Below are 19,035 nucleotides of genomic sequence, written 5' to 3'. Positions count from 1 at the left end.
GCCCGCGGCGGCGCGACGCCGGTGATTCCGCCGACCGTCGGCGTGCACGAGCGTTCGCCCGGGCGCTCCGGACTCACCGGTTCTCGTCGTCCCGGATATCGCCGATCCTCCGGGCAGCCGAGCCGCCGCCGGATCGCCCGGACCCGGGCTGCTCCACGCCACCCGGGCGCTCCGAAGCGTGCGGTGACACGCCTGCGGAGTCCCTTCGACGGTGCGCGCTCACGGCTCGCCGAGTTCACGCTCGCCGGCACGCTTGCGCACGATCCGCCGGAGCGCGTCGTAATCACGCATACGCTGCGGGTATCCGGTGCGCTCGACGTCGTACACCGGGATGTTCAGATCTCGGGCGAGGCGGCCGCCACCGCCTTCGCCGACGACCCGCCGGGTCCATTCACCATCTGCGGCAACCAACACCGCCGTGACATCTGTCACAGTGGTCTCGGGTTCGACGAATCCCTCGACCCCGGCATGCGTGCGCACCCACTCCCGCAGGGAGCGGGTCTCCACGTCCCGACCTCCGGAAACTGCGCTGCGCCCGGCCCTGACACGACGGAAACGGTCCAGCAAACCCATTGCCGCCGACCTCCTGCCGACCACCCGAATCCCGCCGGATCCGGCGGTGATTCCATGGTGCCGGCTACCAAAATTGGATGCCCTCCGGTAAACGCGTCGCGCGGCGAATGCAAGGATGGTGGACGGAACAACAACCACACGGATCTCCGGCGCCGCGCAGAATGAACGCCGGCTGGAACACCGCCGCGACCCGCGACGGGATCCACCGGAACGAACTGTTGTAGACCCGTCGAGCAGTTAGAGGAGTCAACGGACATGGCCTTCTCCGTCCAGATGCCCGCTCTTGGTGAGAGCGTCACCGAGGGAACGGTGACACGGTGGCTGAAGCAGGAAGGAGACACGGTCGAGGTCGACGAGCCGCTGCTCGAGGTCTCCACCGACAAGGTCGACACCGAGATCCCGTCCCCCGCGGCGGGTGTGTTGACGAAGATCGTCGCCAATGAGGACGATGTCGTCGAGGTCGGTGGCGAACTGGGTGTCATCGGTGACGCCGGCGAGGCCCCCGCGCCCGCCCCGGCTCCCGAACCGGCCGCCGCCGAACCCACGTCCGCCCCCGCCGAGCAGACCGAGCAGGCTCCCGCGGAACCGGAGCCCGCCCCGGCCCAGGCTCCCGCCGCCGGCTCCGCGGCCTCCGGCACCTCGGTGAAGATGCCCGAGCTCGGCGAATCGGTCACCGAGGGCACCGTGACCCGGTGGCTCAAGGCGATCGGCGACGAGGTCGCGGTCGACGAGCCGCTGCTCGAGGTCTCCACCGACAAGGTCGACACCGAGATCCCGTCCCCCGTCGCGGGCACCCTGCTGGAGATCACCGCCAACGAGGACGATGTGGTCGAGGTCGGCGGTCAGCTCGGTGTGATCGGCTCCGGCGCTCCCGCGAGCGGTTCGGCCCCCGCACCGGCGCCGGCTCCCGCTCCCGAACCGGCTCCCGCGCCCGCCCCCGCTCCGGCTCCGGCCCCCGCTCCGGCTCCGGCCCCCGCTCCGGCTCCGACCCCCGCACCGGCTCCGGCCCCCGCGCCCGCTGCTGCCGCTCCGGCTCCCGCCGCTCCGGCTCCGGCTCCCGCCGCTTCCGGTAACGGCGCCACTCCGTACGTCACCCCGCTGGTCCGCAAACTGGCCGAGGAGAACGGCGTCGACCTGGCGTCGGTCACCGGTTCCGGTGTCGGCGGCCGGATCCGCAAGCAGGACGTGCTCGCCGCCGCCGAGGCCAAGAAGGCTCCGGCCGCCGCGGCACCGGCGGCCGCCGCGCCCGCCGCGGCACCCGCCAAGGCGGCCGCCGCGCCCAGCCCCGCGCTGGCCGCCCTGCGCGGAACCACCCAGAAGGCCAACCGGATCCGGCAGATCACCGCGACCAAGACCCTGGAGTCGCTGCAGACCACCGCGCAGCTCACCCAGGTACACGAGGCCGACGTCACCAAGATCGCCGCGTTGCGTAAGCAGGCCAAGGCCGATTTCGCCAAGCGCGAGGGCGTGAACCTGACCTTCCTGCCCTTCTTCGCCAAGGCCGTGGTGGAGGCGCTCGGGGTGCACCCGAATGTCAATGCCAGCTACGACGCGAACAGCAAGGAGATCACCTACCACGCGTCGGTGCACCTGGGTATCGCGGTGGACACCGAGCAGGGTCTGCTGTCCCCGGTGATCCACAACGCCAGCGACCTGTCGCTGGCGGGTCTGGCCCGGGCGATCGCCGATATCGCCAACCGCGCCCGCACCGGCGGACTCAAGCCGGACGAGCTGGCCGGCGGCACCTTCACCATCACCAATATCGGCAGCCAGGGTGCCCTGTTCGACACCCCGATCCTGGTCCCGCCGCAGGCGGCGATGCTGGGTACGGGTGCCATCGTGAAGCGCCCGACCGTGGTCACCGACGAGTCCGGGAGCGAGTTCATCGGCGTCCGCTCGATGTGCTACCTGCCGCTGACCTACGATCACCGCCTCATCGACGGTGCGGATGCCGGCCGGTTCCTCACGACCATCCGGCACCGCCTGGAAGAGGCGGCGTTCGAGGCCGACCTCGGCCTGTAAGGGACGACGACCATGTCGGTTGTGGTGGCCGGTTCGTCCGGACTGATCGGAACCGCGCTCGTCGCGGCGTTGCGCCGCGACGGGGAGCAGGTGATCCGGCTGGTCCGGCGACCGGCCGCCGCACCCGACGAACGTCGCTGGGATCCCGCCCAGGGCGAACTCGACCCGCGGATCCTCGACGGCGTCGACGCGGTGGTGAACCTGTGCGGGGCAGGTATCGGCGACAAACGCTGGACCGGCGCGTACAAGCAATTGCTCCGGGACAGCCGGATCACCCCCACCGATGTCCTCGCGACGGCGGTGGCCCGGGCCGGGGTCCCGACGCTGATCAATGCCAGCGGCGTCCACTACTACGGTGACACCGGTGTGCGCGCGGTGGACGAGAGCGGACCCCTGGGGACCGGTTTCCTGCCCACGCTGTGTCGTGACTGGGAGGCCGCGACACACGCCGCGACCGAGGCGGGGACCCGCACAGTGCTGCTGCGCAGCGCGGTCGTACTCACCGGGGCCGGTGGCATGCTGCCGCAATTGCGGACGCTGTTCCTGCTGGGTCTGGGCGGCCGGCTGGGCAGCGGCCGCCAGTACCAGCCGTGGATTTCGCTCGACGACGAGATCGGCGCGATCCGGCACGCGCTCACCCACGAATCGGTCCGCGGCCCGCTCAATGCCGTGGGCCCCGCCCCGGTCACCAATGCCGCGTTCACCCGCGCGCTCGGCAAGGCCCTGAATCGGCCGACACCGCTGTTCGTCCCGGGTATCGCGCTGCGCCTGGTGGTCGGCGAGTTCGCGGAGGAAGCGATCCTGCACAGTCCGCGCGCGCTGCCGCGGGTACTCGAGGAAACCGGTTACGAGTTCCGGCACGCCACCGTCGGCGCGGCTCTGGCCGCCGCGGTAGGCCGATGACCGCCGGCGTCATCTCGGTCCGGGCGGCGCGGACCGAGGATCTGCCCGCGATCCTGGAGATCCACAACCGCGCCATCGCCGAGACCACCGCCATCTGGGACGACGAACCCGTGGCCCTCGACGAGCGCATCGCCTGGTTCCGCAACCGCACCGAGCACGGCCGCCCCGTGCTGGTCGCCGAAGTCGGCGGGGCACTCGCCGGTTACGCCAGCTACGGGCCGTGGCGGCCGAAGTCCGGCTATCGCCACACCGTGGAGAACTCCGTCTATATCGCCGACCGATTCCAGCGCCGCGGTATCGGTGCCACCCTGCTGGCCGAGCTGATCGCTCGTGCCGAGCAGGCCGGTGACATCCACGCCATGGTCGCGGCCATCGAGTCCGGCAATACCGGTTCGATCGCCCTGCACGAACGATTCGGTTTCCGCACGGTGGGCGTGCTTCCGGAGGTGGGCCGCAAGTTCGGCCGCTGGATGGATCTGACGCTGATGCAGCTCACCCTGGAGATGAGCGTAACGTCATGAAGGTGAACAACACCCGCACCGCAACCCGGTCGGCTCGCTACGACAGCACCCCCGTCGACGTGCGTGAACTGGGTCTCATCGACTATCAGCAGGCGTGGGATCTGCAGCGTGAACTCGCCGCCCGCCGAGCGGACGGCGCCGGCACCGACACCTTGCTCCTCCTGGAACACCCCCCCGTCTACACCGCGGGCCGCCGTACCGAGGAGGCCGATCGGCCCACCGACGGCAGTCCCGTGATCGATGTGGACCGGGGTGGCAAGATCACCTGGCACGGCCCGGGACAGCTCGTCGGCTACCCCATCATCCGGCTCGCCGAACCGATCGACGTGGTCGACTACGTCCGGCGCCTCGAACAGGCCCTGATCCGGACCGTCACCGATCTCGGTGTCGAATGCGGCCGGGTGCCCGGGCGCTCCGGCGTCTGGCTGCCCGAGTCCGGGATGCTGCCCGAGCGCAAGATCGCCTCCATCGGGATCCGAGTGCAGCGCGGGGTCACCCTGCACGGCATCTCGCTGAACTGCGATGCCGATCTGGGCGCGTTCGGCGCCATCGTCGCCTGCGGTATCCGCGATGTGGGTTCGACCAGCCTGAGCCAGGAACTCGGCCGCGAGGTCACCGTCGCCGAGGTCACGCCGCATATCGCCGAGAACATTCCGGCCGCGCTCGACGGTGGGATACCGGTCACCGAGCACGATATCCCGCGGGCCGCCACCCCGGCCGACGCGGACCCCGCCGCCGCCACCGCGGCACGCGATCCGAAAGGTGCAACAGCATGAGCGAGTCAGGCCCGGAGGCGGCAGCGCAGCGTAACCACGGAGGGCCCTCGCTCACGCCCAGTGGACGCAGCACGACCTCCGCCCAAGCCCCCGCCGGCCGCAAACTGCTGCGCATCGAGGCCCGCAACGCCGAGACCCCGATCGAACGCAAACCCGGCTGGATCCGCACCCGCGCCACCATGGGCCCGGAATACACCGAGCTCAAAGGCCTGGTGAAACGCGAGGGTCTGCACACGGTCTGTGAGGAAGCGGGCTGCCCCAATATCTTCGAATGCTGGGAGGACCGCGAGGCCACCTTCCTCATCGGCGGCGAACAGTGCACCCGGCGCTGCGATTTCTGCCAGATCGACACCGGCAAACCCTCCCCGCTGGACCGTGACGAGCCCCGCCGGGTCGCCGAGAGCGTACAGGCGATGGGCCTGCGCTACTCCACCATCACCGGCGTCGCCCGCGACGACCTCGAGGACGGCGGCGCCTGGCTCTACGCCGAAACCGTGCGCGCCATCAAGAAACTCAACCCGGCCACCGGCGTCGAACTGCTCATCCCCGATTTCAACGCGAAGCCCGATCAGCTCGCCGAAGTCTTCTCCTCCCGCCCCGAGGTGCTGGCGCACAACCTGGAGACCGTGCCCCGGGTCTTCAAGCGGATCCGCCCCGCGTTCCGCTACGAACGGTCCCTGGAGGTCCTCACCGCGGCCCGCGCCGACGGTCTGGTCACCAAGTCCAACCTGATCCTCGGTATGGGCGAAACCCCCGACGAGGTCACCCAGGCCATGCGCGACCTGCACGAGGCGGGTTGCGACATCCTCACCATCACCCAGTATCTGCGCCCCTCGCCGCGCCACCATCCGGTGGACCGCTGGGTGAAACCCGAGGAGTTCGTGGAACATTCGAAGGTCGCCGAGGAGATCGGTTTCGCCGGAGTGATGGCGGGCCCGCTGGTCCGTTCCTCCTACCGCGCGGGCCGGTTGTACGCCCAGGCCATGGCCCACCACGGCCGCCCCATCCCGGAAGCCATGGCGCACCTGGCCACCGAGGGCACCGCCACCCAGGAGGCCAGCGCCGTCCTGGCGCGGTTCGGGTCGCGGGTCTGAGGCTTTCCGCTCCGATTCGCCGGTACTCCCGACGGATCGGAACACCCGCCGGCGGGTTGCCCGAAGTGGCACTGGTCGAGGAATCTCAACGGTGACACCATCGGAAACCCAGGGAGATCCCGCATGCTCATCGTCGCCGGACATCTCGTCGTCGATCCACCGGCCCGCGCCGCCTATCTCGACGGATGCGTCGAGGTGGTCGACCGGGCCCGCTCGACGCCGGGCTGTCCGGATTTCGCGCTGAGCCCCGATCTCACCGATCCCGCGCGCATCAATATCTTCGAGTGCTGGACGGACCGGGGATCGGTGGAGGCGTTTCGCGGCTCGGGCACCGGCGACGGGCAGGATGCGGCGATTCGCGACGCTTCGGTGGCCGAGTACGAGATCGCCGAAATCCGTTCGCTGACCTGAGCGACGGCTAGAACTTCAGTCGCTGCAGGAGCGCCGGGATCTTCGAGGCCGACATGAGCGCCTTGAACTGCCAGCTGTCGTCGCGCGGGAGGATCCCGCCGCGCTGGGTGACATCGAAGGCGTCGTAGAGGGTTTCGCCCTCCTCCATCAGCCCTTCGGCGTCGAAGTGATAACGGTCGACCGCCGGGCATTGGATGAAGCGACCGTTGCCGTGGAGCACGGGGGCGCTGCTGTCGTAGGGGTAGAGGCGTAGCGGTCCGTCCCAGTGGCCGCTGCCGATGTAGCGGATGACGACCCGCACCCGTCCCTCCGGAGTGACGTCGAGGTAGACCTGGCCGGGCAGCGGGTCGTAGCGCCAGTCCGGGATGGCGTCGAAGAAGGCGAAATTGTATTTCACGAATTCGTCGATGCCGACGATGGTGCGCCCGAAGGTGGTCACGTCGGTGTAGCGGACGTCGGGCGCGTACAGCTCGTGGTTGAGGCTCATATCGCGCACCAGGAAGCTCCACCAATACTTCTTCGCCCACTCCATGAGCCAGGACAGATCCTGACCGAGCCGGCTGTAGAGCTCCAGTTTCCGATCGAATTCGACGAACCACTTCTCGGTGGTGGCCTGTAGTTCCGGTTCCGGGATCACCCGGATGGGCACCGCGCGGTTCGCGTCGAGGTATTCGGGAGCCGGCCGGGCGAGGCGGGGTCGGCGTAGGGCTTGCTGGAACTGTTCGTCACTGAACACGGCACGGCCTTTCGACGAGCGCGACCCGGGGTCGCGGTCGAACATCAACTTGTATCGTATGATTTATGTTGAATCAGGTGATGTCAATCACGACCTGGAAACCCGATGCGAGGATGAATCGGTGAACGCACCCAGGCTGTGGCGCGGCCGGACGCTGGACGCCAGATCCGCGGAACGGCGCGAGCAACTCGTGGACGTCGGTTTCGCCTTGCTCGGCACCGACGGTTCGGCCGCCGTCACGATGCGGGCGGTGACCCGGCTGGCGAATCTGAGCCCCCGCTATTTCTACGAGAGCTTCGCGGACCGCCGGGCCCTGCTCGTCGCCGTCTACGACCGCCTGGAAACCGAGCTGCTGACACAGTTGAGCACGGTCGATCCCGGCGGCGACCCGCACACGACGGTCCGTGCGGCACTGCGGATCTGCGCCACCTACTTCGAGGAGGACCCGCGCCGGGCCAGGGTCCTGCTCCGGGAACCACTCACCGACGACACCCTGCGCGCGCACAGCGCCGGTCGGCTCCCGGCCTTCCTCCGCACCGTGGTCCCGGCGCTGGGCGCGGAGGTCGGGGCGTTACTGCCCGACAACGAGGAGACGCTCGCCGTTGTCGGCACCGCCCTGGGTGGCGCCCTGGTCGCCCTCTACGTGGATTGGATCGACGGCCTCCTCCCGGTCCCCCGGGATCTGCTCGTCGACACCGCCACCGCTGTCGTACTGTCGCTGGCCCGCGCCTGATCCGCGGACGGACCGCCCGCGCGGATCAGCCGACGGGCTGCGGCAAGGTCTCGCCGGTCTCGAGCAATGTCTTGAGCCCCGCGAGGATCCCGGGCCACCCCGAGCTGATCCCCTCCAGCACTCCGCTACCTGGCTGGAAACCATCGTGCACGACGGTCAGTTTCACCACTTCGCCCTGCACCTCGAGCTCGAAGGTGACCTTCGAGCGCACTTCGCGGCCCCAGGCCTCGACCGTGTCCGGGTCCATGCCGAACGCGTCGGCGAATGCCGGATCGAACGTGTGCCACGCGTAGGACAGTCGCGTGTACGGTTCGGACTCCAGCACCACCTGCTCGGGATCGCTACTGGTCCAGCCCTGTTCGTGCCACACCATGGGCGAGCCGGGCCGCCAATCGCTCTCGAACGTCGCACCCCAGTAGCGCTGCGTGAAGGCCGGATCGGTCAGGGCCTGCCACAGTTTCCGGTCGGTGGTCCGGATATAGGTCACGTAGACGAATTGCGGTGCGCTCACGGGTTCCTCCAGTGCTCGTTTCAGATCGTCGAGGGCGATGAGCCGGCCCCGGTCGTATTTGCCGATCCAGCGCTGCGCGATCTCGTTGATGGGTACGGGGTTGAGATAGTGCAACCGCCGCCGGCCGTCCCGCACGGTGGTCACCACTCCGGCCTCGACCAGCACGGACAGATGCTTGGTCACCGCCTGGCGGGTCATTCCCAGACCGTCGCCGAGTTCGCCCAGGCTCTGCCCGTTGCGCGCGTGCAGCCGGTCCAGCAGCTGTCTGCGGCTGGAGTCGGCCAGCGCCTTGAACACGTCGTCCATCTCACCTCCCGCAACCAATTGGTTGCCTTTTAAAAATAGGCAACCAATTGGTGGCATGTCAAGCGGAGGGCCGCACCCGGCGTGCGCCGATCACCCGGCCGTGGAAATCACCGGCCGATCGCGACCACGTCGTAGGCCGTACTCGGGCCGGGGATCGTGGTGAATCGCGCGTTGGGCAGATAGAGACGGTCCGCGAACGCCGCGATCGTGGTGGGCACATCGAAGCGGGGGTCCCGGTAGCGACGCTCGAGGGTGCCGCGCTCGGCCGCTCCGTCGAGCCGGACCCGGGCGACGGTGCCGAGCCGGTTCTGTACGACCAGCAATCCGCCCTCGTACCAGAGCAACCCGTCCCCGGATGGCACCGACTCCGTCCCCAGAGCGATTCGCTTCGTCGCGCCGGTCATCGGATCCACGCGAAACAGCAGACCGGTCACCGACTGCACGATGATCAGCCCGGCACCGTCCGGTGTGCGCACTATGCCGTTGGCGTTGATCGCCTCCGCCACGTACTCGATCGCGCCGGTCAGCGGTAACCGCACCACCTCCGACTCCCGCGGCAACGAGCCGCCGGGACCGAAGGGAAGGTGGTACAGCACCGGCAGATGGGAATCGGTGAACCACGCGCCCGCGGGCGTGAGCACCACATCGTTGACGAACGAATCCGCGGAGCCCAGGCGGTAGGTCGCCGACACCGACCCGGCTCCGATATCGATGACGCGCGCATCCGCCGCCGCCCCGCCCGCGACGAAGAGCCGGTCGCCGTCGACCGCGAGGCCGAGCGACGGTGTGCCCGGGCCGGGGCTGAGCACAGCACCAGCGCCGGTCGCCAGATCCACCCGGTAGATGGTCCCGTCCAACCGTGATCCGAGGTAGGCGACAGGGCGGGACCCGATCGCGATACCCTCCGGCGCGAATCCGGCCGGTAGTCCGATGACGTCCGGGAACCGGATGCCGGCGGCCGGCCCGGCCCCGGCGCACGCGGCGCAGAGGATCACCAGAGCCGTCGCGAGACCGAACACACAGCGCATCCGATACCTCCGGCCCGTCAATAGCCGACAGTGAACTGCCGGTCACCACCGGCATTCTCGAGTTCGTCCAGAACGGCGACCGCGAGGTCTTCGGCGGAGATCTCCGAGAGTCCGGCCGCGTCGGCGACGAGTGTGGTGGTGCCGCGCCGGTAACTTCCCGTACGTAATCCGGGCCGGAGCAGGGCGGGCGGGCTCAGGTAGACCCAGTCGGCCGGATGCGCGCGGCACACCTCCAGCTGCGTGACACTCGCTTGCGCGACGGCCCGAATCGACTCGGGCACGTACTCCGGGCTGTCGAGGACGAGCCGGCCGGGGTCTCGCGGATTCCACAACGGCGCGGCACCGCCCACCACGAGAATGCGCACCCCGCTCCCCTTCGCCGCGTCGAGCAGCGCGGTCGTACTCGCGGCTACGGTGTGTTCCCGGCCGGCGGGAGCACGCGTCGCGCCCACCACGGCGTCGGTACCGCTGAACAGCTCACTCATCCGCGTGCGGTCGTCGGCGTCACCCCGCACGGCGACCACCCCGGACGGCAGGCCGGACGGCTGCCCGGTGCGGTAGACGGCCAGCGGTTCATGCCCCCGCTGCGCGGCTTCGGCGACAACCCGGGAACCGACCATCCCGGCGGCTCCCACCACGACGATCTTCATCGCGACATCTCCTTCGCCACGGCGACCACGGCGCCGCGCCGCCGGACGGGTGCGGGCAGCTGGCCCGCGACGATCGCCGCCAGCGAGAGCCCGAAGCCCGTCAACTGGACCGGGCCGAGTGTCTGGCCGAGCAGGACGGCACCGAGAACGGCGGCGACCAGCGGCGAGAGCAGCGTGAGGATCGCCACGGAGTTCACCGGCAATGCGGTGACACCGCGGAACCACAGCACATAGGCGATGAGTCCGCCGAACAGACCGAGCCAGAGATATCCGAGGGCAGCGGACAGGCCGATCGCCGGCGGCGGCCCCTCGACCAGAACCGTGAGCGGCGCCAGGAACAGCCCACCCGCCGTGAGCTGCCAGCCGGCGAAGGCAGTAGGCCCCACCCCGGTGGGCCGGCCCCAGCGTTTGGTGAGCGTCAGACCCAGTGCCATCGAGGCCGCGCCGCCCAGTCCGGCAATCACCCCGACGGGGTCGAAGGCCGCGGCCGGTCCGAGCACCACCAGAGCGACCCCCGCGAATCCAACGGCACCCCAGGTCATCCGCCATCCCGACGGGCTCTCGTGCAGTACGGCCACCGACAGTACCGCGACGACCAGCGGTTGCGCGGCCGCCAGCGTGGCGGCGACTCCGCCGGGAAGCCGTTCGGCCGCCACGAACAGCAGCGGGAACAGCAGACCGATATTGAGGATCCCGAGTACCGCGGCCCTGCCCCACCACACACCACGCGGCAGGGTCCGGGTGATCGCGAGCGCGATCAGTCCGGCCGGCAGTGCGCGCAGCAGACCCGCGAACAGCGGATGCCCCGGTGGGAGCAGTTCGGTCGTGACGATATAGGTCGTACCCCAGGCGACCGGCGCGAACGCGGTGAGCGCGGTCCGGGGCAGATCGCCCCGGCGGGGTCCCCCGACCCCCGCGGGGACCTCCTGTGCAACTGGACTTTTCACTCTGGAAGTTTCACCCCGCGTACATTGATGAGTCCAACACATGTTTGTCACTCGATCGATCTCGATATAAGATTGATCCATGGAACTGCAACAGCTGCGCTATGTGCTGGCCGTCGCCGAGACGAACAACTTCACCCGGGCCGCCCAGCGCTGCCTGGTCGTCCAGTCCGCGCTCAGTCACCAGATCGCCCGGCTGGAACGCGAACTCGGCGCGAGACTGTTCGAACGCACCAGCCGCCGAGTCCGGCTGACGCCCGCGGGTGTCGCGTTCCTACCCGCCGCGCGCCAATGTCTGGAGGCCGCCGAACGTGCCGCCGCCGCGGCCGCCGCCGCGGTGGGCGAGGTGCGCGGCCGGCTCGCCGTCGGCCTGATCCCCTCCGTCACCGGGGTCGATCTGCCCGCCGCGCTGCGCGATTTCCGCCGCCGCTACCCCCATGTCCGGATCAGTCTGCGAGTGGGCGCGAGCGACGAACTCACCGACCAGGTCCGCGAGAACGCGCTCGATATCGCCTTTCTCGGACTTCCGACCACCGCGCGACCACACGGCGTGACCGCCCATGAACTCCGCCGGGATCGTCTCGTCGCCGTGGTCGCCCCCGAACATCCGCTCGCCGGCGAGGCCTCGGTGGACCTGGCACGCCTGGCCACCGAAACCTTCGTCGACCTGCCGGCCGGGACGGCCGGACGCGCGCAATCGGACCAGGCCTTCGCCGCGGCCGGGATAGACCGTGAGGTCGCCTTCGAGGTGTCCTCCGCCGAGTACATCGCCCGTCTCGTCGAACAGGACCTTGGCGTGGCCATGCTGCCTTCCGCCTACGTTCCGCAGCTCACCGGCATCGCCACCGTCGAGGTCTCCGACGCCCCCGCCCGGGTGGAGTACCTCGTCTGGAACAGCCTCTCGCGAACCCCCGCGGCCGCGGCGTTCCTCGCGATTCTCGATGTTCCCGACCCGCCGGACAGCAGCAGGTGACACCTGCCCGCAGCACCCGAGGGTCGGCCGACAGGCGGTCGCCTCGCCCGATGTCGAACGCCTCGGTATTCGAGCCCGCGGACAGCGCGCGGCTCCGGCGGCCGGCCCGCGGTGCCGCGCTCGAACGCGTCAGCGACGCCGATCGGCCGCCCTCCGTCCCGCCGTGGCCGGGACCCGGCCGTCAGACCAGGTGCTTGCGCAGCACTTCCTGGTGGGTCGGGCGCGCGTCCTCCAGCCGGACGCGGCCCTCGGCGGTGAGCGCCAGGAAATTCGCGCGGCGATCGAAATCACAGGCCGCACGCTCCACCAGCCCCGCCTTCTCCAGCCGGGTCACCGTGCGCGAGAGCGCGCTCTGACTCAGGTACATCTCGGCCTCGATGTCCTTCATCTTGACCTTCTCCGCCTGCTCCGCACCGCAGCGCCCGCCCAGGACCTGCAGTAACTCGAATTCGCTGAGCCCGAGCCGATGCCGTGCCTGCAGCGCGTTCTCGAGTTCGCAGGAGGTGACGTGGTAGCGACGCAGCGTTTCGGACCACTTCGCGCAGACATCGTTGTCGGAGTCGTGGTACATGACCCGAGATTAGCATGTCAAGTCATTTTATGCCCATGCATTACATGCCACGGCATTACATGCGTTGACATTCAATGCTCGCGCATCTAAGTTCTCTCGGGTGACCCTCACCGCACCAACCCCGCAGAACCTCGCCGCCGCAACGTCTGCCGCACCGGCCGCCGGCCGCTGGGGACCGAAGCTGTGGGCGATCCTGTTCGTCGCCGGACTGGCGATGTTCCTCGACGCGCTCGACGTCTCCATGGTCGGCGTGGCACTCCCCTCCATCGGCCACGACCTGGGCCTCGACACCTCCGCCCTGCAATGGATCGTCAACGGCTACATCCTCGGCTACGGCGGCCTGCTCCTCCTGGGCGGACGCGCGGCCGACCTGCTCGGCCGCCGCCAGGTGTTCCTGACCGCCCTGGTGGTCTTCGGGATCGCCTCGCTCGTCGGCGGACTCGTCGACGCCGGCTGGCTGCTGATCGCGACCCGGATCGTCAAGGGCGTGGCCGCCGCCTTCACCGCCCCGGCCGCCCTCTCGATCATCACCACCACGTTCAAAGAGGGCCCGGACCGCAACCGGGCACTGTCCATCTTCACCATCTTCGGCGCCACCGGATACGCCTCCGGCCTGATCGTCTCGGGCCTGCTGACCGGTATCGATTGGCGGCTCACCTTCTACATGCCCGTGGTGGTCGTCGCCGCGGTCATCGTCGCGGCCTACTTCGTGGTGCCGCGCAACAGCGAAAAAGAGGAGGGCCGGATCGATTTCACCGGCGCCGCCCTGCTGACCGGCGGTATGCTCGCGGCGGTCTACACCATCGTCACCGCCCCGGAAACCGGTTTCACGGCCACCGTCGTCGCGACGACCGTACTGGCGGTCGGACTGCTCAGCGCGTTCTTCGTGACGGAGAAGCGGGTGAGCCACCCGCTGGTGCGGCTCAGCATCTTCCGGGTGAAGTCGATCGTGCGGGCCAACCTCGCGGCCCTGGCCATCTTCGGCTCCTACCTCAGCTTCCAGACCATCGTCTCGCTGTACCTGCAGAACACCCTGCAGTGGGAGCCCCTGCAGATGGCGCTGGCCATGGCGCCCACCGGCATCATCGTCGCCATCCTGTCCCCGATGGCCGGTAAGCTCATCGACCGCTTCGGCACCGGCCCGATGATCCTGGCCGCGCTCACCTCGTTCGTCGCCGGCTACCTCTGGTTCCTGACCCGCGGCGGCAGCCCCGACCCCGTCTACGCGGTCGACTACCTGCCCGCCTTCCTGCTGCTCGGCCTCGGCTTCGCGCTCGGCTTCTCCGCGGTCATGTCGCAGGCCACCGAAGGTATCGCCGACCACGAGCAGGGCCTGGCCTCCGGTCTCGTGCAGACCTCGTTCCAGATCGGCGGCGCGGTGGTCCTCGCCATCGCCACGGGGCTGATCAGCGGTGCGGCCACGGGCGGCATCGACGGTTACCGGCCCGGGCTCTACCTGGTCACCGCGGTGGCGGTGGTCGGTCTGCTGGCCTCGGCGACGGCGCTGCTGGCGCGCAAACAGCCGGTCGCCGAACTGGCGTAACGGTTTCCGTATCGAGAACGGGGTCGCCGATTCGGCGGCCCCGTTCTCGGCGCGCAGCTGTTGCGGCACACGCGGACGCATTCGCCGACCGGGCGCCGGCCCTGCACAACCAGCATCGCGCCGACTACGGCGCCGCGCCGCCGCAGTGGGACGCCACGCTCGCGGCGGAAACACAGCAGTGGGCGCACCGCTGCGGGTTCACCCACTCGCAGGCCGGCGGGAGATACGGGGAGAACCCGTACGCCGGCGGCGGGGAGAACGTCACCGTCGACCGGGCGGTGCTCAATGGATCGTCGCCGTCAGCAGAACGCCGAAGCCCAGCACGATCAGCGCCACGCCGGACGCGCGTTCGAGTGCCGGAAGCGCTCGGGTGAATCGGGTCAGGACGACACGGTTGCCGATGAGGACAGCGACGAGCAGGTCCCAGATCAGCACAACGGCGAACATCCACATGCCATAGGCGACGAGTTGTCCCGGGCGCGTCCCGGCAACCAGCACAGCGGCGAGACCCGCATAGAAAAGGGCGTTCTTGGGGTTGAGCGCGGCCGATCCGAACCCCATCGCGGCAAGTTGCCACCAGCCGCCTGTACGGCGAACGGTTTCGCCGGCCGGTGCCGGCTCGAGCGGGGCGGCGCCGGCCGCGCGCAGAAACCGTATGCCGAGGTACAGCAGGAATCCGGCGCCCGCGATCTGCACAACGGTGAACCCGATGGCGCCCGGCCGCAGGATCGACAGGCCCGCGAACGCTGTCGCGATGAAGACGGCGTTCGCGGCCGCGATGCCCGCACACGCTCCGGTCGCGCGACGCCATCCTCTGGTCATCGACGAGTGCGCGACCAGGAAGAAATCGGGGCCCGGCGACAGCAGGGCGAGGAAGTGGGCTCCGGCCACGGCAGCGAATTGATTTCTGCTTCCTCTGTGCTCGGCGGATAGGGACCGAGCCACGCCTGGTCCACATGGAGCATCTGATAGCTCCACCGGCCCTCCACGGGGTTGCACGCGTGGACTCGGTGAGCGGGAATCACCACGAGGCTCTTCGCCGTGAGCGGCACGGGACCGTCGGACGCGCCGGTGAACACACTGCGCCCTCGTCGACTGCGCCGATGGATACCGCGTCGTGCGAGTGCGGTTTGTAGCACGACACGGTGCGGCACGCCCGCCTGCTCTCGAGATGAGGGAACGCGTCGTCGCGCCAGAACTCCGCCACCGGCCCGAGCCTAGAGCGTGGTCGCCCGAGTGGTCAGAACGGCCGCTGGGTGCGGATGATCTCGGCGAGGTAGGCGTAGTCGTCGGCCCGGCCGCTGGACGCACGGAAGACCAGGCCGAGGGTGCGCCCCGGCGCCGGATTCGCGAACCGTGCGGTATCGAGTGCGCCGCGGCCGGTCTCGGCCGTGACCGCCATCTCCGGGACGAGGGTGATCCCGAGCCCGCCGGCCACACACTGGACCACCGTGGACAGCGAAGCCGCGCGGGTGTCCCCGGCTCCGCCGGGATGGACGTCCGTGGAACGGCACAGTTCGAGGGTCTGATCCCGCAGACAGTGGCCCTCGTCGAGCAGCAGCATCGGTAGTGCGCCCAGCGCGGCGGGTTCGATATCGGTTCGACCGGCCAGCGGGTGGCCGGCGGGGACAACCAGAACGAATTCCTCGGTGTAGAGCGGTATCTCGACCAGCCCCGCCGCCTCCGCGGGCAGGGCGAGCACCGCGACGTCGAGCACTCCGGCGCGCAGCTCATCGATGAGGCGAGCCGTTTTGTCCTCGATCACCTGCGGGGCCAGCGCGGGGAGTTTGCGGTGCAGGGTGGGTAGCAGGGCGGGGAGTATGTAGGGGGCCGCGGTCGGAATGATCCCGATACGGAGTACGCCGGCGAGGACGTCCCCGGTCGCCGAGGCCACGAAACGGTCCGCGGCTTCCAGGGTGGCCGTGGCGGCGGGGAGCAGCCGCGCGCCGACCGCGGTCACCAGGACGCGTCGGGTACTGCGCTCGATGAGCTGCAGTCCGAGCCCGCTCTCCAGTGAGGCCAACGCCTGCGACAACGTGGGCTGGCTCACCTCGAGCCGGGCCGCGGCGGTGCCGAAGTGCCGGTATTCGGCGACCGCTACGAACGCACGCAGCTGTGACAGGGTGGGCTGATAAGACTGATCGGGCACGCCTATGAGTCTAGTGCCACTCATCACTTTTGCCTTTTGCCGGTCGTTCGGCAAGATTACTTACGAGCTTTCGCCTTACCGGCTGGAAATCGACCAGACCGGTACCACGTATACGAGAAGGAGTTTCGGGCATGCCCCTGCTGACCATCGGCGACCAGTTCCCCGCCTACGACCTCACCGCGGTGATCGGTGGTGACTTGTCCAAGGTCGACGCTCAGCAGCCGGATGACTATTTCACCCGGATCACCAGCGCCGATCACGCGGGCAAGTGGCGGATCGTATTCTTCTGGCCGAAGGATTTCACCTTCGTGTGCCCGACCGAGATCGCCGCGTTCGGCAAGCTGAACGAGGAGTTCGCCGACCGTGACGCCCAGGTGCTCGGCGCGTCGGTCGACAACGAATTCGTGCACTTCCAGTGGCGGGCCCAGCACGAGGACCTGAAGACGCTGCCCTTCCCGATCCTGTCCGACCTCAAGCGCGAACTGGCCACCGCCACCGGCGTTCTCAACGCCGACGGTGTCGCCGATCGCGCCACCTTCATCGTCGACCCGAACAACGAGATCCAGTTCGTCTCGGTGACCGCGGGGTCGGTCGGCCGCAATGTCGACGAGGTGCTGCGCGTCCTGGACGCGCTGCAGTCCGACGAGCTGTGCGCCTGCAACTGGAAGAAGGGCGACCCGACCATCGACGCGCGCGAGCTGCTGGCCGCGAGCGTCTGAGAGCGGAAGGAGAACCGGTGAGCATCGACAACCTGAAGAACTCGCTACCCGAGTACGCCAAGGACCTCAAACTCAACCTGTCGTCCATCTCGCGGACGACGGTACTCAACGAGCAGCAGCTGTGGGGCACCCTGCTGGCCGCGGCCGCCGCGACCAGGTCCACGGCCACTCTGCGGGAGATCGCGCAGGAAGCGGCCGACGTGCTGTCCGCCGAGGCCTACAACGCCGCGCTGGGCGCCGCCTCGATCATGGGCATGAACAATGTCTTCTACCGGGGCAAGGCGTTTCTGGACGGTAAGTACGACGATCTGCGGGCCGGTCTGCGCATGCAGATCATCGGCGCTCCCGGTGTCGACAAGGCCGATTTCGAACTCTGGTCGTTCGCGGTCTCCTCGATCAACGGCTGCCAGCACTGCCTGGAAGCACACGAGCACACCCTGCGTGAGGCGGGTGTCTCGCGCGAGGTGATCTTCGAGGCGCTGCGCGCCGCGGCGATCGTGGCGGGAGTCGGACAGGCCGTGCAGGCCACCGAGGCCCTGGCGACGGCCGCGGTCTGACCCGTTCGCCCGGCCGGGCGGACCGCACGACCCGGAGCCGGGGTGGCGAGGAATCTCCTCGGCACCCCGGCTTTTCGCGTCGCCGGTCTCTTGGGACGGCGCGCCGGACGACCCGGAGAAGCCGGGTGCGATACCCCCAGCGCACCGTCGGCTCCGGAAAAGTTGAGTCCCTCACCAAACCGAACGCAGGACCCACGCGAACTCCCTCCCGATGCCGTTCCAGGCGCCGAGGCCCCGAGACCTCGGCCGACGACACGAGAGGTTCGCGACTGTGAATGCACGGCGATGGACACGGACGAGCGCATTGCGCTGGGGACTGGCGGGCGCGCTGGCCGCGGCCGGGTTGGCGGGGACCGCGAGCCCCGCCGCCGCGGCACCCGAGGCGGCGCACGTAGTCTCGGCCGAGAACGTGACCGATCGGCAGCAGACCGTCACGGTCTTCTCCCCCGCGATGAACAGGCCGATCCCGATACAGGTCGTTCGCGCGGCCGATACGTCGCGGCCCCGGCCGACGCTGTATCTGCTCAACGGTTCCGGTGGCGGTCCCAACGAGAGCGGCTGGGACAAGCAGACCGATGCCTTCGAATTCCTGAGCGGTAAGGACGTCGACGTCGTGACTCCGTACGGCGGCGCCAACTCCTATTACACCGACTGGATCCGCGACGACGCCGCCCTCGGCCGGAACAAATGGCAGACCTTCCTCAACGAGGAACTACCGCCCGTGATCGAGAAGTACCTCGGATCGAATGGCAACCGGGCGCTGGCGGGTGTATCCATGAGCGGCACCTCCGTGCTGAATTTGGCCATCGCCAAGCCCGGCTTCTGGAAGAGCGTGGCCTCCTACAGCGGATGCGCCCAGACCTCCGACCCCGTCGGCCACGAATTCGTCCGGCTCACCGTGGAACTGTGGGGTGGCGGGCAGAGCGTCGAGAACATGTGGGGTCCGGCGAACGGGCCGCTGTGGCGCGCCAACGATCCGCTGGTGAACGCGGAAGGGCTGCGCGGCACCCGGATCTATCTCAGTACAGGCAGCGGTATTCCGGCGGCCCCGCACGACACGCCGTTCGATCGCCGGGTGCGGGAGGGCCGGATCCCCTTGCCGGTGCAGCTCGCGTTCGGCGGACCGATCGAGGCGGCGATCCGGTACTGCACGGTGAACCTGACGAACCGGCTGCGTGAGCTGAACATCCCGGTGACGCTGGACGATCGGCCGGTCGGCACGCATTCCTGGGGTTACTGGGAGGACGATCTGCGCACCTCCTGGCCGTTCCTGGCACAGTCGATCGGGATCGGCTAGGTCTTCGGCGTCGGCGGT

General features: G+C 69.1%; 22 protein-coding genes. 13 read left to right on the top strand and 9 right to left on the bottom strand.

Annotation, left to right across the window (positions count from 1 at the left end; translation table 11 throughout):
• Positions 1-219: 219 nt before the first annotated feature.
• Positions 220-573, bottom strand: a complete 354-nt coding sequence (locus tag ABZV91_RS24960) for an oxidoreductase (protein WP_355246236.1) — start codon at positions 571-573, stop codon at positions 220-222.
• Positions 574-828: 255 nt separating this feature from the next.
• Here ABZV91_RS24960 and sucB point away from each other — a divergent pair, with 255 nt between their 5' ends.
• From sucB to ABZV91_RS24930, 6 genes are all read left to right on the top strand, one after another.
• Positions 829-2,595, top strand: a complete 1,767-nt coding sequence (gene sucB / locus ABZV91_RS24955) for a 2-oxoglutarate dehydrogenase, E2 component, dihydrolipoamide succinyltransferase (RefSeq protein WP_355246228.1) — start codon at positions 829-831, stop codon at positions 2,593-2,595.
• A gap of 12 nt (positions 2,596-2,607) precedes the next feature.
• Positions 2,608-3,498 carry a TIGR01777 family oxidoreductase gene (locus tag ABZV91_RS24950; protein ID WP_355246225.1) on the top strand — a complete coding sequence of 297 codons (891 nt, stop codon included), beginning with the start codon at positions 2,608-2,610 and terminating at the stop codon, positions 3,496-3,498.
• On the top strand, positions 3,495-4,019 hold the full coding sequence (locus tag ABZV91_RS24945) for an N-acetyltransferase family protein (protein WP_355246222.1): 525 nt from the start codon (positions 3,495-3,497) through the stop codon (positions 4,017-4,019). The genes ABZV91_RS24950 and ABZV91_RS24945 overlap by 4 nt, the downstream gene beginning before the upstream one ends.
• Positions 4,016-4,795: a lipoyl(octanoyl) transferase LipB gene (gene lipB, locus ABZV91_RS24940; RefSeq protein ID WP_355246220.1), complete on the top strand. Its 780-nt coding sequence runs from the start codon at positions 4,016-4,018 to the stop codon at positions 4,793-4,795. Before ABZV91_RS24945 ends, lipB begins: the two co-directional genes overlap by 4 nt.
• Positions 4,792-5,889, top strand: coding sequence for a lipoyl synthase (gene lipA, locus ABZV91_RS24935; RefSeq protein ID WP_355246217.1), 1,098 nt, complete (start codon positions 4,792-4,794; stop codon positions 5,887-5,889). The genes lipB and lipA overlap by 4 nt, the downstream gene beginning before the upstream one ends.
• A 123-nt stretch (positions 5,890-6,012) precedes the next feature.
• Entirely contained in the window at positions 6,013-6,300 is a 288-nt protein-coding gene (locus tag ABZV91_RS24930) for an antibiotic biosynthesis monooxygenase (protein ID WP_355246215.1), read from the top strand.
• Between the two features lie 7 nt (positions 6,301-6,307).
• Here ABZV91_RS24930 and ABZV91_RS24925 read toward each other — a convergent pair whose 3' ends face one another.
• On the bottom strand, positions 6,308-7,081 hold the full coding sequence (locus tag ABZV91_RS24925; protein WP_355246212.1) for a nuclear transport factor 2 family protein: 774 nt from the start codon (positions 7,079-7,081) through the stop codon (positions 6,308-6,310).
• Between the two features lie 76 nt (positions 7,082-7,157).
• Here ABZV91_RS24925 and ABZV91_RS24920 point away from each other — a divergent pair, with 76 nt between their 5' ends.
• Positions 7,158-7,769: a TetR/AcrR family transcriptional regulator gene (locus tag ABZV91_RS24920; protein WP_355246209.1), complete on the top strand. Its 612-nt coding sequence runs from the start codon at positions 7,158-7,160 to the stop codon at positions 7,767-7,769.
• A 25-nt stretch (positions 7,770-7,794) separates the two neighbouring features.
• Here ABZV91_RS24920 and ABZV91_RS24915 read toward each other — a convergent pair whose 3' ends face one another.
• The 4 genes from ABZV91_RS24915 to ABZV91_RS24900 all read right to left on the bottom strand — a co-directional run bounded on the left by ABZV91_RS24915 (position 7,795) and on the right by ABZV91_RS24900 (position 11,211).
• On the bottom strand, positions 7,795-8,586 hold the full coding sequence (locus ABZV91_RS24915; protein ID WP_355246207.1) for a metalloregulator ArsR/SmtB family transcription factor: 792 nt from the start codon (positions 8,584-8,586) through the stop codon (positions 7,795-7,797).
• Positions 8,587-8,693: 107 nt separating this feature from the next.
• Positions 8,694-9,614: a superoxide dismutase gene (locus ABZV91_RS24910; RefSeq protein WP_355246203.1), complete on the bottom strand. Its 921-nt coding sequence runs from the start codon at positions 9,612-9,614 to the stop codon at positions 8,694-8,696.
• Between the two features lie 17 nt (positions 9,615-9,631).
• Positions 9,632-10,264 carry an NAD(P)H-binding protein gene (locus ABZV91_RS24905; RefSeq protein ID WP_355246200.1) on the bottom strand — a complete coding sequence of 211 codons (633 nt, stop codon included), beginning with the start codon at positions 10,262-10,264 and terminating at the stop codon, positions 9,632-9,634.
• On the bottom strand, positions 10,261-11,211 hold the full coding sequence (locus ABZV91_RS24900) for an EamA family transporter (protein WP_355246197.1): 951 nt from the start codon (positions 11,209-11,211) through the stop codon (positions 10,261-10,263). The genes ABZV91_RS24905 and ABZV91_RS24900 overlap by 4 nt, the downstream gene beginning before the upstream one ends.
• Before the next feature lie 79 nt (positions 11,212-11,290).
• Between ABZV91_RS24900 and ABZV91_RS24895 the strand changes: the two genes are divergently transcribed.
• Entirely contained in the window at positions 11,291-12,181 is an 891-nt protein-coding gene (locus ABZV91_RS24895) for a LysR family transcriptional regulator (RefSeq protein ID WP_355246194.1), read from the top strand.
• Between the two features lie 181 nt (positions 12,182-12,362).
• On the opposite strand, the gene ABZV91_RS24890 is transcribed toward ABZV91_RS24895, so the two are convergent.
• Positions 12,363-12,752 carry a MarR family transcriptional regulator gene (locus tag ABZV91_RS24890; RefSeq protein WP_039828319.1) on the bottom strand — a complete coding sequence of 130 codons (390 nt, stop codon included), beginning with the start codon at positions 12,750-12,752 and terminating at the stop codon, positions 12,363-12,365.
• 100 nt (positions 12,753-12,852) lie between these two features.
• Between ABZV91_RS24890 and ABZV91_RS24885 the strand changes: the two genes are divergently transcribed.
• Both ABZV91_RS24885 and ABZV91_RS24880 read left to right on the top strand, forming a co-directional pair.
• Entirely contained in the window at positions 12,853-14,295 is a 1,443-nt protein-coding gene (locus ABZV91_RS24885; RefSeq protein WP_355246191.1) for an MFS transporter, read from the top strand.
• 29 nt (positions 14,296-14,324) lie between these two features.
• Positions 14,325-14,669 carry a CAP domain-containing protein gene (locus ABZV91_RS24880; protein WP_355246233.1) on the top strand — a complete coding sequence of 115 codons (345 nt, stop codon included), beginning with the start codon at positions 14,325-14,327 and terminating at the stop codon, positions 14,667-14,669.
• On the opposite strand, the gene ABZV91_RS24875 is transcribed toward ABZV91_RS24880, so the two are convergent.
• Both ABZV91_RS24875 and ABZV91_RS24870 read right to left on the bottom strand, forming a co-directional pair.
• On the bottom strand, positions 14,578-15,186 hold the full coding sequence (locus ABZV91_RS24875) for a LysE family translocator (protein ID WP_355246188.1): 609 nt from the start codon (positions 15,184-15,186) through the stop codon (positions 14,578-14,580). The genes ABZV91_RS24880 and ABZV91_RS24875 overlap by 92 nt on opposite strands.
• Positions 15,187-15,535: 349 nt before the next feature.
• Positions 15,536-16,444 carry a hydrogen peroxide-inducible genes activator gene (locus ABZV91_RS24870; RefSeq protein ID WP_355246185.1) on the bottom strand — a complete coding sequence of 303 codons (909 nt, stop codon included), beginning with the start codon at positions 16,442-16,444 and terminating at the stop codon, positions 15,536-15,538.
• 131 nt (positions 16,445-16,575) lie between these two features.
• Here ABZV91_RS24870 and ABZV91_RS24865 point away from each other — a divergent pair, with 131 nt between their 5' ends.
• The 3 genes from ABZV91_RS24865 (at position 16,576) to ABZV91_RS24855 (ending at position 19,017) form a co-directional block, all read left to right on the top strand.
• A complete protein-coding gene (locus ABZV91_RS24865) occupies positions 16,576-17,163 on the top strand; it encodes a peroxiredoxin (protein WP_355246183.1) in 588 nt (195 codons plus the stop codon).
• Positions 17,164-17,180: 17 nt separating this feature from the next.
• A complete protein-coding gene (locus ABZV91_RS24860) occupies positions 17,181-17,720 on the top strand; it encodes a carboxymuconolactone decarboxylase family protein (protein ID WP_355246180.1) in 540 nt (179 codons plus the stop codon).
• Positions 17,721-17,991: 271 nt separating this feature from the next.
• Positions 17,992-19,017: an alpha/beta hydrolase family protein gene (locus ABZV91_RS24855; protein WP_355246178.1), complete on the top strand. Its 1,026-nt coding sequence runs from the start codon at positions 17,992-17,994 to the stop codon at positions 19,015-19,017.
• The last annotated feature ends 18 nt before the right edge of the window (positions 19,018-19,035 follow it).

The organism is Nocardia sp. NPDC004568, assembly GCF_040609955.1.
Classification (GTDB): domain Bacteria; phylum Actinomycetota; class Actinomycetes; order Mycobacteriales; family Mycobacteriaceae; genus Nocardia.
The sequence above is the reverse complement of the archived record's forward strand: the minus strand, read 5'-3'. Positions and strand labels throughout refer to the sequence as shown.